We start from the raw sequence: 14,687 nt of genomic DNA, 5'->3' as shown, positions 1-14,687 counted from the left end.
TATCACTCCTAAAGCAAGGAGAGGTTAAGAAGAGGGACTATTAGCTATAGTATTAAGCTATGCCGTGAGCATTAACATTTCTGTCAATACGTCCAAGCATACCCTGCAATGCTTTACCTGGTCCACATTCGATGAACTCATCAGCACCATCAGCAATCATGTTCTGGGCACTCTTCGTCCAACGTACACTTGAGGTGAGCTGAGCAATCAAATTCTTCTGAATCTCGGCTGGATCGGTATGTGGCAATGCATCTACATTCTGATAAACAGGGCACTTTGGAGCATTGAATTTAGTTGCCTCAATAGCTGCCTGCAATTCGTCTTTAGCTGGCTGCATCAATGGAGAGTGGAAAGCACCACCAACCTTCAATGGTAATGCGCGCTTAGCACCTGCTTCCTTTAACAACTCGCATGCCTCGTTGATAGCGTCAACAGAACCTGAAATAACTAACTGACCAGGACAGTTAAAGTTGGCTGCTACACAAACCTTACCTTCCTTTGACACTTGAGCGCAAATCTCTTCAACCTTCTCGTCTGGCAAGCCTATAATTGCAGCCATAGTACCAGGGTTCTGCTCACATGCCTTCTGCATTGCGTTAGCACGAGCTGCAACCAACTTCAAACCATCCTCGAAACTTAATGCACCCGCAGCAACAAGAGCAGAGAACTCACCCAATGAATGACCCGCTACCATATCTGGCTTAAACTCGTCACCTAAGCAAAGGGCAGAGATTACACTATGAAGGAATACTGCTGGTTGAGTTACCTTCGTTTCCTTTAGTTGGTCATCAGTGCCTGCAAACATAATATCGGTAATCTTGAAACCAAGAATCTCATCTGCCTTATCGAATAATTCTTTCGCTAATGGGCTGTTCTCGTAAAGATCCTTACCCATCCCAACAAACTGAGATCCCTGTCCAGGGAATACAAATGCTTTCATCTTATTTTATGCTTTAATTATTAATACTTTGTGAGTGCAAAGGTACAGAAAATTAAATAGATAATGAAGAATTACGCCCTAAAACCAAAGCATATATATTAAATAGGCATAAGCTGTAGACGATACGCACATAGGTCTATCCAACTGATCAAGGCAAGCGCAGCTTGCTAAAGCCGATAGAAACATAGCATAAACCATGGATTTAACTGCAAGAAAGATTCAGGTTCAATGATACTCTATAAGTTTAAGTAAGCATGAATTTAAACACTATAACTCTCTAATTCATAGCGTACTTGCTCTCATGCTTAAAGTACGAATGACGTATAACTTAAAGTGCAAGTGACCTCTAACTTAGAGTACGATTGTACTTATACTTAAAGTACGAAGGTACTTTAAGTTAATAACCTCTTCTCTACACGTTTGTATAATTGGTTATACACGTCTGTATAATTGGAACTATTCGAAGAAAGGGCATTAGAGAGAGGATAAGAGGTAAGTAAATGGAAATGAGGGTGATTTGCGCCATATCTCGGTGGTTTGCTCAGAGAGATAAAGTGCAGAAGATGTGGATTTGTGCAGAAGTTCCGTTACCAAATCGTTAGTCCATTCATCGAATGGTAACGAAGAGGTAGGAGAAGGTAATCGACAGAAGAGTATTCGGTAACTCATTTTTCTGCGATTACGGTTCTTATGCTCTGTACCACAATGTTTTGCGTAGCTGAAAACACTTCAAAATCGGGTAACTTTGCCCATAAAAAAGAAGCGTATGCAAACAAACAAAATGAAGGTTTTGCTCTATCTGGAAAAGAGCGGATTGGACAAGCCGGGGCAAGCTCCGATAATGGGTCGGATAACCTACGGTCGAACCATAGCCCAATTCAGTTGTAAGCTCTCGTGCGACCCCAAGTTGTGGAATGTCCGTGAGAGCAGACTGAATGGTAAGAGCCGTGAAGCAGTGGCAACGAATGACAAGTTGGAACGTCTGCTTCTCTCAGTACAGTCGTCGTATCAAATCCTTTGCAACCGTGGTGTGGCGTTTACGGCAGCGGACATCAAGGAGCTGTTCCAAGGCTGTATGCAGAGTCAAATCACCTTTTTGGAGCGGTACGATCGAATGATCGAAGAGATGAGGCAAAAGGTGGGTATCGAGATACAGGCAACAGCTCTGAATAGTTACTTTACTATTCGAAAGCATCTGCAAGCCTTTATTGAGGAGAAGTACCACACGACAGATATTTCTTTCGGACAAATGGAAGAAGATTTCTTGGAATGCTTGCGACACTACTCTGTTGGAAAGTTGGGAAATTTGCAAGGTCATTATCGTAAGATGGCTTTGGCAGTGAAGAAAGTCTGCCGTTTGGCATATCGTGAGGGCTTGACAGAACGAGAACTATTCGCTCACATAGAGATAGAACGAGGAGAGAACAAACAACCTCGTGCGTTGGACAGAGCATCTTTGGATAAATTGCAAGCCTTGACTTTTGAACCCTATGAAGTGGAGTTGGAAACCGCTCGTAATCTCTTTCTCTTCTCCTGTTATACGGGCGTTGCCTATTGCGATATGGTCGCTCTGAATCGGGAACACCTCTTTACGGACGATGAGGGGGCATTGTGGTTGAAGTTCCGCAGACAAAAGACCAATACCCTTTGTCGTGTGAAATTCCTATCCGAAGCAGTGCGTTTGATAGAGCAGTATCAATCCGATGAACGCAACACTCTTTTTGCTCCCATTGCCTATTCGGCTTACCTTCTCCAACTCAAAGCCCTACAACTTCGGGCAGGTATCTCCATTCCCCTTTCGGCACACGTTGGTCGCCACACTTTCGCGACCTTGATTACCTTGGAACGTGGTGTCCCCATCAAAACGGTGAGCAGAATGTTGGGGCATAGTAATATCCAAACGACCGAGCGATACGCCCACGTTACCCCAAAGAAACTCTTCGATGAGTTCGAGCGATTTCTCTCTTTCACTGAAAACCTAACCTTACCCCTATAAGAGCTATGCGCAATACATTCAAAATCCTATTTTACATCAATAAAAACAAGACCAAAGCGGACGGCACAACGGCAATCCTTTGCCGTATCACCATTGACGGGGCGAACGTAGTGATAACCACAGGGGAAGGTGTAGTTCCGCACTATTGGAGTGTGAAGCGAGGGGAGACAACGGACAAGAATACCAACCAACGCCTGCAAACCTTTCGGGAAGAAATCGAACAGGGGTACAATACCTTGCTCTACAAATATGGAGCAGTGAGTGCCGAACTTCTGAAGAACCACCTGCAAGGCATCGGGAGAACTCTAACAACCCTTCTTACCCTTAGTGCGGAAGAACTTAAAGCCCAACGAGAAAGCAAGAGTGAGGGAACGTATAGCAACAATCGGTATTCCGACAGACGGCTCAACACCTTTGTGCGAAGTCGTGGAGAGGAGGGTATTCCCCTAACAGCTCTTACGATAGACTTCTTTGATGATTACCGTTTCCATTTGAAGAAAGACGGCTATGCCCCTGCAACTATAAACAGGCATTTGTGTTGGTTGAGTCGGTTGATGTATCGAGCCGTCAGTCAGGGGACAATTCGATTTAATCCCTTTGAGAGGGCGAAGTATGAAGCCGTGGAGCACAAACCTCGTTTCCTGAGTAAGGGCGATGTGGCAAAGCTCTTGGCATTTCCGTTGCGAGACAAAGGGGCAGAACTAAGCCGAAGAATGTTTCTTTTCTCCGTCTTTACGGGATTGGCTTTTGCCGACTTGCAGAGTTTGAGAGTTTCGCAAATCGAAACGAACAGTGAGGGAAAGCAGTATATTCGTAAGTCAATACAGAAAACAGAGGTAGAGAGTTTGATACCCCAGCATCCGATAGCAGAGCAGATACTTTCACTTTACACGAAGGAGAATAGCAAGGGGGATTACAAGATATTTCCCGATACGTTGAGCAAGGGCAAACTGCTTACCCATCTCAAAGCGGTGGGCTTGGCGTGTGGTATTCGTACTCCGCTGGGCTACCACGTTGGACGACATAGTTTCGGCACGCTGACTTTGGAGGCAGGCATTCCGATAGAGAGCATCGCCAAGATGATGGGGCATTCGTCTATTGCCAGCACACAAATCTACGCCCAAATTACTGATCAAAAGATTGCACTGGATATGGAAGAGGATGATAGAAAAATGCGAGAATGAGAAAAATAAAACTAAATTCGTGCAGGCTACACAATAATATTGTGTATATTTGCACTCATAAAGTATGGTTTCATAGGTGCAATATGAATAAGATAAGAGAAGTTTTGAAATGAAAAGGAATGAGCCAAACGAAACTCTCAACTCGGTTGGGCAAGAGTTTCAATACGGTGAATCTTTATGTTACCAATAAGCATCAGCCTTCAATTCCCATACTATATCAGATAGCCGATATTTTGGATGTGGATGTTAGAGACTTGTTAGTTCCTAACAAAAAATAAAATATACAATAGTAGAGCTATTTTTATTTCTTAATCTTATAAAGTAGGTTATGAGGACTATGGATATAAAGAAACATATTACAACTTTGGGATTTGTTCCAAAAAACGGAACAAATGGCATTTATCATAAAACATATGTTGACTATGCCATAGAAATAGATTTTGAAAAACAGAGTATTAATTATGGTAATAGTATTATCGCAGAAAGTAAAACTACACAAAATTTTTCACAGCTTGAAAATTTCGTAGTGCTTGAATGTGTTGATAGATTACTAATTAAAGGATATAAACCTCAGAATATTATTCTTGAAAAGACATGGCCTTCTGGTCATGGTACTTCTGGGCGATTAGATATTTGTATTAATCGTGAAGACGGCACTCCATATATGCTTATTGAGTGTAAAACTTATGGCAAGGAGTACAATAAAGAGTTGGCCAAAATCCATAAGGATGGAGGTCAATTATTTACTTATTTTCAATTATCTGGTGGTAAGGCTGATGTGGTAATGCTTTATGCATCAGAATTGAAAGGGAGTAAATTTGTATATGCTAATGAAATAATAAAGATTGAAGATGATTATCGCAATGGTGATGTAAAGGACATTTATGAAAAATGGAATAAACTCACTAAGGATAATGGAATCTTTGATTCTTGGGTACAACCATATAACTTCCAAAGCAAAGCATTAACAAAGGGACAATTGAAAGAGATAAAGGCAGAGGATTCAAGCTTTATCTTTAATCGTTTCCTTGAAATACTACGTCATAATGTAGTATCTGACAAGGGTAATGCATTCAACAAGATATTTACACTATTCTTGTGCAAGGTCTATGATGAAACGACCACAGATGAGGGAGAAGAGCTAAAGTTTCAATGGCTTGAAGGACGAGATAATCACGTTGATTTCCAACTTCGCTTGACAGACCTCTATAGCAAGGGAATGAGAAAGTTCTTAGACAGAACAGTTAGCGACTTCAATAATGATGATTTTTCTAAGCGTTGTACTAACCTAAGTGAAGAAACTAAACAGTATCTATTGAAGGAGGTGAACAAACTCCGTCTTGAAAAAAATAATGAGTTTGCTATTAAGGAAGTATATGACAATGCCTCTTTTGAAGAAAATGCAAAGGTTGTAAAAGAGGTTGTGGAGTTGATTCAAGGATATAGAATTCGCTATAATAAACGACAACAATATCTATCCGATTTCTTTGAATTGTTACTTACTACTGGTCTCAAACAAGAGGCTGGGCAATACTTTACGCCTGTTCCAATTGCACAATTTATTATCAAGAGTCTTCCTTTGGATTCTATTATGACAGAGAAGCTTTCTCGCAAGGATGGGGAGATTCTTCCATATATGATTGACTATGCAGCTGGTAGCGGTCACTTTATCACAGAGTTTATGCACGAAATACAGGACATCATAAATGGCTGTGATACTTCCAAATATATTGAAGAGACAAGAAAGCACCTTATCAATTGGCAGAACTGCCATTTTGATTGGGCGACTGACTATGTATATGGCATCGAAAAGGATTACCGACTTGTAAAAGTTGGTAAGGTAGGATGCTATTTGCACGGTGATGGTTTGGCGAATGTTATCTTAAGTGATGGACTTGCAAATTTCTGCAATAATAAGGAGTATAAGGGAAAACTACGTAAGCAAACAAATGACGGACAAAAGGATAACCCGCAGTTTGACATTGTATTGAGTAATCCTCCGTATTCTGTTTCTTCATTCCGCCAGACTACTCGTGACTATTATACGGATCAAGATTTTGAATTATATAATTCATTAACAGACAACAGTTCTGAAATAGAGTGTCTGTTTGTTGAACGTACAAAGCAACTACTTAAAGACGGTGGTGTAGCAGGAGTTATTCTGCCAAGTTCTATATTGAGTAATTCAGGTGTTTACACTAAGGCTCGTGAGATTATATTACAATACTTTGATATTGTCGCAATAGCAGAATTGGGTAGTAATACCTTTATGGCTACCAATACAAATACGGTTGTTCTGTTCCTTCGTCGTAGAGATAATTATTTTGCAACTAATACAAAGGTTGCAGTTGATACTTATTTCCGTACCTTAAATGATGTTACTATAAACGGCATAGAAACTCCAGCCTCAAAATATGTGGCTCACGTATGGGAGGAACTTGATTATGCCGATTATGTCACATTACTGCAGAAATCACCTAATGATAAAGTAAAGGCACACGAAATATATGCAGAGTATAAAAAGAAAATCTCTGCAAAGACTGATGCGCAGTTATATGAGGCGATACTAAGTATTGAAGCTGAAAAACTTTTGTACTTTATATTAGCATATCCACAAAAGGTTGTTATTGTTAAGAGCGGAGAGAAGGATGTTGAAAAGCGATTCTTAGGTTATGAGTTTTCAAACCGTAGAGGCAACGAGGGTATCCACGCAATCCAAAGAGGGAAGAACATTGATGAATGTACTAAGCTTTTTGATTCGAACGACTACGATAATCCCGATAAGGCAAGTACTTATGTGTATCGGGCTTTCAAGGGAGATTACACATCACCGATATCAGAGGGAATGCGGTCTCATATCAGTCGTGTATCTTTGATTGACATGCTCACCTTTGATCGTGACAATTTTGACAAGAGCATATCGTTGACATCAAAAAGAAAAGTTCTAATGGATAGTAAGTATAACCAACTCAAATTAGTAGACTTATCGGTTTTACTTAAACGAGGAAAATCTGCCAAATATGGTAAATCAAATATTCAAATAATAAAATCTGGGCAGGCGAGGGGTTGGTTTGATTTTGACTTTTCCGAAAAGTATTATGTAGATGAAAACTTCATTATTGATGAAAGAAAACTTCTAAGAGGTGATTTGCTGATAAATTCAACAGGCGTTGGAACTGCTGGTAGGGTTACATACTTTGGGGAAGATGGGGATTTTGTCGTAGATAGCCATATTACTATTTTTAGACCTAACCAAGAATTAATCTTACCCGAATACGCTCTATGCGTATTCGGAGTAATAGGATTCGACAATATTGAAAATATGGCATTGGGACAAAGCGGACAAATAGAATTATCACTTGACATAATAGGCAATATCAAAATTCCAGTTCCTCCTATTGATATTCAGAAACAGATTGTGGAAGAGATTGGCAAGGTTGATAAATCTGTTTCGGATGCTATGCTACGGATTAATGAGTGTGAAACTGATATAGAGAACTTGCTATCCTCATTACATTTTGCAGACAGTACGTTAAATACTATTGCTCCATTTGCTACTAAGTCCATTAAATATAGTGACATAAAGTCTGAAACATATATTACAACAGACAATATGATTCAGAATAAGTTGGGGGTTCTTCCATTTGAAGGATTTGCAAATATATCATCTATCACCGAGTATAAGGCAGAGGATATATTGATTTCAAATATTCGTCCATATCTTAAGAAAATTTGGTTTGCTGACAAGGAGGGTGGATGCTCAAAAGATGTTCTTGTTCTTCGGTCTGCTGATGCAAGTAAATACCTTCCTAAGTATATTTTCTATATGCTTCGTAGAGATGTGTTTTTTGACTATGTAATGGAAGGAAAGAAAGGTGTTAAAATGCCACGAGGCAATAAGGAAGATATAAAGAAATACAAGATTCCGATACCTCTTTTTGAGGAACAAAAACGCATCATTGCGCAGATAGAGGCAATAGAATTAAAGATTACCCAAGCTCGCACTTTAATAGAAAATGCAGCGAGTGAGAAACAGGCGATACTTGATAAGTATTTATAAAATGAGCAGCAGTAACGAGAAATAGGGATATCTCTTTAGAGGACGTGTACAAAAAATGAAGGGCACATTACTTGTTCCCAATCTTGACCTCATCTAAATGGAAAAGACAGTGATATGTATAAGCCGTTTTCAGCTTAGAAAGGAATACCCCATAATGGAACTCTTGACAAGAAACCTCCATTATGGGAATCGTCATTTCAATGGTGTTAAGCTTTTTCCATAGATAACAGACTATGTGAGTTCGATTCTCTTTTGTGCTTTACAAGGTTACAATATTCGGAATCCATCGTCAAACTTTATGGCTGATTGTTGTCCGTGAGCCCTATTTGCTAATGGCATAGTCCACTTTTACGTATGTAACGGTAATGTAGAACAAGCTATGGAGTATTACGCTTCACATAGTTTTCTTGGAGCAGTCGGTTGATGTCGGAGAGACGATAGAGGATTTTCCCTGCGATTTGTGCGTAGGGGATAATGCTCTTGTCCCGATAGTCCTGCAAGGTGCGGGGGCTGATGAAGAGCCGTTCGCAGACTTCTCGCCCCGTGAGGTAGATTTCTCCTCCAAACAACGGACGGTGCATTTGAGCAATCTCCCGAATGCGTCTGCTTACTTCCTTGATGCCCGAGATGAGTTGTTTCATCTCGGGTGTTTCTCTGTTTACGATTTCGTGTTCCATAGTCGTGGTTACTGGCGGTTGGACTTTTTGAGGAGTGCTTCTATATCCTCACGTTTGTAATAGCACTTATGCCCGATTTGGATAAAGGGCAGTACGGAAGTGTCCCGATAGTGTTGGAGCGTTCGTTTACTTATGCTCAGTATTCGGCACACGTCCCCGTTGTGCAATAAGTCGGGAAGTTCGGGCTGCGTACCGAAATGTTCTCTCATACAAAGAGCTAACTCTTCGATGCTCTTTTTCAGTTCCTCCCAAGCGGAGGTGTCGATGGCTGTAAATCTCATATCAATATCGTTTTAATTGTTATTTCTACTTCGTTTGATGCAAATGTACGCAAGCGAAATCCTCGTCCCAAGCCTTGATGAAATCAAGGGAAACAGCAGGAAATCGCAGGCAAATGTACAAGAGAGCAGTACCTATTTCTCCCACTTTTCCTAAGTGCGTACTTGTGACTCTGATATAGATAGAAGTGGCTCTCTTACCAATGAACACACCCGCCCCTTCTCTCTTGAGGAAAAAGTATGCAGACGTTGGCAATCCGATAAAGTTGATTGCAGAGCCATTTTTGTCTCCTATCTTGCCATTTGAACGTTTAAATTCCGATTTCTCCTGTTTATCCCGCCCATTCTCGGAGCATTTTTGTGTATCTCGAAGCAACAGACTCACAAACCTTGGCATTGTGCATTCAGTTTTCTAACTTGGTTTCAGTATCCAGTTTCGGTTGAAAGTTCAAAACCAAGCAAATAGAAGAAGTACAAACAATGAAAAAGAAGAGAAGGACAGCCCCTCCAAAAACGCCCAAATAGAAGAGTTCCTTTCGGCTCGGTATGAGTTTCGATACAACACCGTATTACACCGAGCGGAGTACCGCCCACGAGGAATGGACGATTACACAGCCATAGACCGCTACCGCATCAATACCCTCAAGCGAGCGCTGGATAAGGAAGCCGATGTACAGACCTTGCCCGAGAACCTGTACAGCATTATCGAAAGCGATTTCTCCCCACGCATCAATCCCGTACAAGCCCATTTTCAAGCCTTACCGCTGACGAAAGGGAATGCGGAAGCTATCACCGTCCTTGCCGACTGCGTGGGCGTAATCCATCCCGAGAAATGGAAAGAATACCTTACCAAGTGGTTAGTGCCAGTGGTCGCCAATGCGATGGACGACAAACAATGTCGTAATCATACCTGCCTTGTGCTGACAGGCGAGCAGGGAAAATTCAAAACCACGTTCCTTGATTTGCTCTGTCCGACTGCTCTATCCGACTACCGTTATACAGGAAAGATATATCCACAGGAGAAGGACGTGCTGAGCCTTATCGGGCAAAACCTCATCATCAACATTGACGACCAACTCAAAGCCCTCAACAAAAGGGACGAGAACGAACAGAAGAACCTGATTACCTGTCCGCAGATGAAGTACCGTATGCCCTACGAGAAGCACATCGAGGAACGACCCCACTTGGCAAGTTTCGTGGCTTCGGTCAATGGCAACGACTTCCTCACCGACCCGACAGGGAGCAGACGCTTTCTGCCTTTTGAGGTATTGGCAATAGATATAGACCGAGCTAAGAGCATTCCGATGGATGCCGTTTACAGCGAAGCCAAGACACGGTTGAATGAGGGGTTTCGCTATTGGTTCAATGATGAAGAGATTGTAGAATTGCATAGAAACAGCGAAGCCTTCCAAGTCTATACGACAGAGATGGAACTGTTGCTCTGTTATTTCACCTTTCCCACGGAAGCGGAGACGGCAACGAAACGCTTCTATATGACCAATTCGGAGATAGTGGGTTACCTCTCCTGCTATACCCGACAATCCCTCTCCGCCAAGCGGATGGGGAAGCCTTGCGAAAGGCTGGCTATGCAAGGGAGTGTCGCAGGATAAACGGCAATCCCGTATATGTCTATGCCGTCCGTAAGATTTACCCCGAGCAACCACCATAGTACCCTGTTGTTATCACCTCATTTGCAATACTTCTTTCTCTTTTCTTTCCCATTCTCCTTACTACGTTACTACAACTAAGGATAATACAGTGAAAAAGAAAGGATTGTAAGAGGTATCTATCTTGCGACACGGCTTACTACAATCTTTCTACGCTTCTACGGCAGAATGAATAAAGAAAGGTGTAGACAGGAGATATAGAAGGATACAACAGAATGAAGTGTTACACTTTTCTCTTTCACTGTCAATCACTTATCCGACTGTAGAAGAGTAGTAAGATAAAAAGGGGAAAATTCCAAAAAGAGAAAACAGAGCGAATAATGAGATAACGAACAAATGAATAATCCAAATCCAACGATAACAGCAATGAACAACGAATATTACGATCTACAATACATCAAAGCGATACCAATAATCGACTACCTGCACAACTGCGGCATCGAGCCAGCCAAGCGTTATAACGGCTACGCCCTTTATCACGCTCCCTACAGAGAAGACCCCAATGCCAGCCTGAAAGTGGACTTTCGGCAAAACCTGTGGTACGACTACGGCACGAGTCAAGGTGGAAGTATCATCGACCTTGTGATGCGGATGCAAGGATACAGTGCCTACGAGGCTATGGAACATCTTGCCGAAGGAAAAGCGCCCCCCTCGCTTCCTCTTCCTTTCATCGTGAAGCCCACATAGAACAGATAAGAGATGAACAGCGACCCAATAATACAAGGCATATTCTTTCTATCTATGAAGAGTTACCCCTGTCTCTGCAAAGCTATCTCCGAGAAATACGCAAGATAGACCTTGCTGTGGCAAGTCCCTATCTCCGTCACGTTCGCTATGAGGTAGGAGGAAGAGAGTACTCCACCATCGGCTTTCCAAATCGTGCAGGAGGGTATGAACTCCGAGACGACAAGACATTCAAGGGCACAATCGCCCCAAAGGATATATCCGTAGTTGCGGGAGAAACGAACAACTCCCCTCTCTGCATCTTCAAGGGCTTTATGGACTTCCTTTCCTATCTCACAATGAAAGGGAAAGAAAGCATTTCGCCTTCCATAGTTCTGAAATCCGTCAGCAATCTACCACGAGCCATCGCCTATCTCTGCGAGAATGGCATTCTCTCCGTCCGTGCATTCTTCGACAACGATGAAGCAGGACGGCAAGCTCTTCAGGGTATCCAATCTTCAGGCATCAAGGTAGAGGATATGAGCCAATACTATGCCCGATACAAAGACCTCAATGAGTACCACGTTGCCCAAAGAACAGAACTAAAGCAGGTGATACCATCTCGCAAACGAGGAGTTAGACGATAAGGCAAAAGAGAGCAAACAAAATTATTCTATCATCAGGTATTCAAAGATGCAGAAAATAAAATGTATGCGAATAAACGGCTTTGTTTCGATAGCTACGGCAGTTCCTCTGAACAGCAAGTTTGCAGAGCAAAACTTAGAAACAAAGCGTGCAGGCATTCACAGGATGCAACGCAACAAGAAAGAAGCACGAGTAGGGTGGAGCGGACATTTCGAGAAATGCCATAGCTCATTAGGGTATTTTCTTCACGCTGCACTCCGTTATCGCTAAAAATACCCTCCTGAGCCAAGGGACTTCGCCCCTTTGGATACCCCTAAATCAATCTTCAAACAATGGGCTACTCCGTATTACATATAGACAAGGCGAGAAGCAACGACTCGGGAAATACCGCTCATATAGCACGGACATATACCCCGAGTAATGTCGATCCTTCTCGCACACACCTGAACAGGGAATTGGTACAATTCCCTGCAAATGTCACCAACCGTAGCGAAGCGATAGAACATCGCATCGCCACAGCCGGTATCTACCGAAAGGTAGCAAAGAACCAAGTCAAATCCTTACGCTTTATTCTGTCAAGCTCACCAAAGGATATGGCTCGCATAGAGCAGGAAGGACGCCTGTACGAGTGGTGTGATGAATCTATGGATTGGCTTCGCTCCACTTTCGGGGCGAACAACGTGGTCGCTGCCACACTCCACGCAGACGAGGAAACGCCCCATATTCACGCCACGGTTCGTCCCGATTGTCACGGGCGAAAGACGGAAAGCCAAAGAGGAAGCTGAGAATGGGAAGCGGAAGTACAAGACGAAGAAAAACAAGGTACGGCTTTGTGCCGATGATGTGCTTACGCCCAAGAAGCTGGAGCAGTATCAAACGGACTATGCCAAGCGAGTGCAGCGTTTTGGATTGGAACGGGGCGTATACGGCTCGGAAGCCAAGCACCGCACCACGATGGAGTATTACAAGGAAATTCTCAAATCTACGAAAGAGAAGGAAGCTCAAAAGGCGGAACTCACAGCCAAGATAAAGGAGCTGGAGAAGCAGGCAGGCAAGCTCCGAATGAAAGGCACGCTGTACTCCCTCTTTGGGAACCCAGAACTCGACAAGGCAGAGAAGCATATTGCAGACTTGGAGCAAGAGGGCGAACGATAACAGCATCTTTCGGAAAAGGAGAAAAACGAAATCCGAAAGGAAGTCGTTCTCTTGCAGGACACGGTCAAGGGAAGGGACAGAGCCATTGCCGAATTGAAAGAAACCGTGCAGATTTACGAGGAAGAGCGGAATTGGATAAAACGCTTCTTCAGTGGTTTCTACCAGCTTTTGAATATCCGTCTGATGCTCCGAAAGATGGGTTTCTCTGACGACAGAATAGCGGAGATGTATCGCACGGAGACGCCCCAGCGAGGTACGGCTAAAGCCTATTCGGGATTATACAAGAGCGAGTTTACGGAAGAGGACAGAGAAATTTGTTGTAACTTTAAGGAGCTAAAATACAAACAGTTACAAACAAAAATCGCTATGATCACTGAAGACAAAGTTACAGAAATATTTTGTATGGTAGATGACTTCTGCAAGTTTTTTGATGCAATGACAACAAAATATACGCTAAAACCTACCGGAAAAAGAAAATATCATCGAAATTCTACAATGTCAAAGGCAGAAGTTATGCTGATAATGATTCTTTTCCACGATTCTGGTTATCGTTGCTTCAAACATTTCTATCTTGAAAAAGTATGCAAGCAGCTTCGCCATCTGTTTCCAAAAGTTGTTTCTTATAACCGTATAGTAGAATTGGAAAGGGATGTAGTCATACCCTTAACCTTGTTTATCAAGAAGGTTCTATTGGGCAAATGCACGGGTATAAGCTTCGTTGATAGCACACCATTGCGTGTCTGCAAAAACCAAAGAATACATATACACAAAGTTTTCAAAGGCATAGCCCAAAGAGGAAAATGCTCTATGGGTTGGTTCTTCGGTTTCAAATTGCATTTGATTTGCAATGAGAAAGGAGAGCTTCTCAACTTTATGATAACGCCGGGAGATGTTGATGACCGTAAGCCTTTGGAATACAAAGCATTCATAGATTTCATACATGGTAAGCTATTCGGTGACAAAGGGGATATCAGCAAGAAACTCTTTCAAAGGCTTTTTGTTGATGGAATACAGCTTATTACCAAATTGAAAAGTAACATGAAAGGATGTTTAATGAGTGTTTCAGACAGACTTTTACTCAGAAAAAGAGCCATTATAGAGACGGTGAATGATGAACTTAAGAACATTGTGCAGGTGGAACACTCTAGACATAGATGCTTTGACAATTTCATCGTCAACTTATTAGGAGCCATTGCCGCCTATTGTCTGTTTCCAAAGAAGCCGTGCATCAATGTACAAAGAACTATGGATACACAGCTTGCATTGTTCTGAATTCGTCGAATTCACGTTAAGTTAAAGTACAATCGTCGTTTAAGCTAGAGGTCAAATGTACTTAAAGTAAAATGTCAAATACCCCTATATTAAAAGTACCCAAATACTTCAATTGAAATATTTGGGTACTTTAATTTAATTATTTGCTCT

The 14,687-nt window shown here is 42.1% G+C and carries 11 protein-coding genes and 3 pseudogenes; 9 read left to right on the top strand and 5 right to left on the bottom strand.

Annotation, left to right across the window (positions count from 1 at the left end):
• Positions 1-52: 52 nt before the first annotated feature.
• A complete protein-coding gene (gene fabD, locus D464_RS0101085) occupies positions 53-940 on the bottom strand; it encodes an ACP S-malonyltransferase (protein WP_004383256.1) in 888 nt (295 codons plus the stop codon).
• A 474-nt stretch (positions 941-1,414) separates the two neighbouring features.
• Positions 1,415-1,609, bottom strand: a complete 195-nt coding sequence (locus D464_RS13575; RefSeq protein ID WP_154649571.1) for a hypothetical protein — start codon at positions 1,607-1,609, stop codon at positions 1,415-1,417.
• Positions 1,610-1,706: 97 nt separating this feature from the next.
• Between D464_RS13575 and D464_RS0101080 the strand changes: the two genes are divergently transcribed.
• The 4 genes from D464_RS0101080 (at position 1,707) to D464_RS0101065 (ending at position 8,180) form a co-directional block, all read left to right on the top strand.
• The gene (locus tag D464_RS0101080; RefSeq protein WP_018909766.1) at positions 1,707-2,936 is read left to right on the top strand and encodes a site-specific integrase; all 1,230 of its coding nucleotides are present in this window, start codon (positions 1,707-1,709) and stop codon (positions 2,934-2,936) included.
• A gap of 5 nt (positions 2,937-2,941) precedes the next feature.
• Positions 2,942-4,120 carry a site-specific integrase gene (locus D464_RS0101075; RefSeq protein ID WP_018909765.1) on the top strand — a complete coding sequence of 393 codons (1,179 nt, stop codon included), beginning with the start codon at positions 2,942-2,944 and terminating at the stop codon, positions 4,118-4,120.
• A 119-nt stretch (positions 4,121-4,239) separates the two neighbouring features.
• Positions 4,240-4,398, top strand: a complete 159-nt coding sequence (locus D464_RS12890; RefSeq protein ID WP_238309103.1) for a helix-turn-helix transcriptional regulator — start codon at positions 4,240-4,242, stop codon at positions 4,396-4,398.
• A 59-nt stretch (positions 4,399-4,457) separates the two neighbouring features.
• Complete coding sequence (locus D464_RS0101065; RefSeq protein ID WP_018909764.1) at positions 4,458-8,180, top strand: N-6 DNA methylase; 3,723 nt, start codon at positions 4,458-4,460, stop codon at positions 8,178-8,180.
• A 377-nt stretch (positions 8,181-8,557) separates the two neighbouring features.
• Here D464_RS0101065 and D464_RS0101060 read toward each other — a convergent pair whose 3' ends face one another.
• From D464_RS0101060 to D464_RS12400, 3 genes are read right to left on the bottom strand one after another with little or no spacing between them, the layout of a single operon-like run.
• Entirely contained in the window at positions 8,558-8,857 is a 300-nt protein-coding gene (locus D464_RS0101060) for a helix-turn-helix domain-containing protein (protein ID WP_026284598.1), read from the bottom strand.
• 8 nt (positions 8,858-8,865) lie between these two features.
• Positions 8,866-9,138, bottom strand: a complete 273-nt coding sequence (locus D464_RS12885) for a helix-turn-helix domain-containing protein (RefSeq protein ID WP_024985849.1) — start codon at positions 9,136-9,138, stop codon at positions 8,866-8,868.
• Between the two features lie 25 nt (positions 9,139-9,163).
• A complete protein-coding gene (locus D464_RS12400) occupies positions 9,164-9,532 on the bottom strand; it encodes a hypothetical protein (protein WP_018909762.1) in 369 nt (122 codons plus the stop codon).
• Positions 9,533-9,575: 43 nt separating this feature from the next.
• Here D464_RS12400 and D464_RS12395 point away from each other — a divergent pair.
• The 5 genes and pseudogenes from D464_RS12395 (at position 9,576) to D464_RS0101025 (ending at position 14,537) form a co-directional block, all read left to right on the top strand.
• Positions 9,576-10,804: pseudogene (locus D464_RS12395) on the top strand (VapE domain-containing protein).
• A 364-nt stretch (positions 10,805-11,168) separates the two neighbouring features.
• A pseudogene (locus D464_RS12390) lies at positions 11,169-12,112 on the top strand (toprim domain-containing protein).
• A 46-nt stretch (positions 12,113-12,158) separates the two neighbouring features.
• The gene (locus tag D464_RS12880) at positions 12,159-12,380 is read left to right on the top strand and encodes a hypothetical protein (RefSeq protein ID WP_238309100.1); all 222 of its coding nucleotides are present in this window, start codon (positions 12,159-12,161) and stop codon (positions 12,378-12,380) included.
• A gap of 62 nt (positions 12,381-12,442) precedes the next feature.
• A pseudogene (gene mobV, locus D464_RS14120) lies at positions 12,443-13,580 on the top strand (MobV family relaxase); the annotation flags it as partial.
• Between the two features lie 51 nt (positions 13,581-13,631).
• Positions 13,632-14,537 carry an IS982 family transposase gene (locus D464_RS0101025; RefSeq protein ID WP_081618072.1) on the top strand — a complete coding sequence of 302 codons (906 nt, stop codon included), beginning with the start codon at positions 13,632-13,634 and terminating at the stop codon, positions 14,535-14,537.
• Positions 14,538-14,687 lie beyond the last annotated feature (150 nt).

It is taken from the genome of Prevotella veroralis DSM 19559 = JCM 6290 (genome assembly GCF_000377625.1).
GTDB classification, from domain to species: domain Bacteria; phylum Bacteroidota; class Bacteroidia; order Bacteroidales; family Bacteroidaceae; genus Prevotella; species Prevotella veroralis.
Note: the sequence above shows the minus strand (reverse complement) of the source record. Positions and strands in the feature narration are given on the sequence as shown.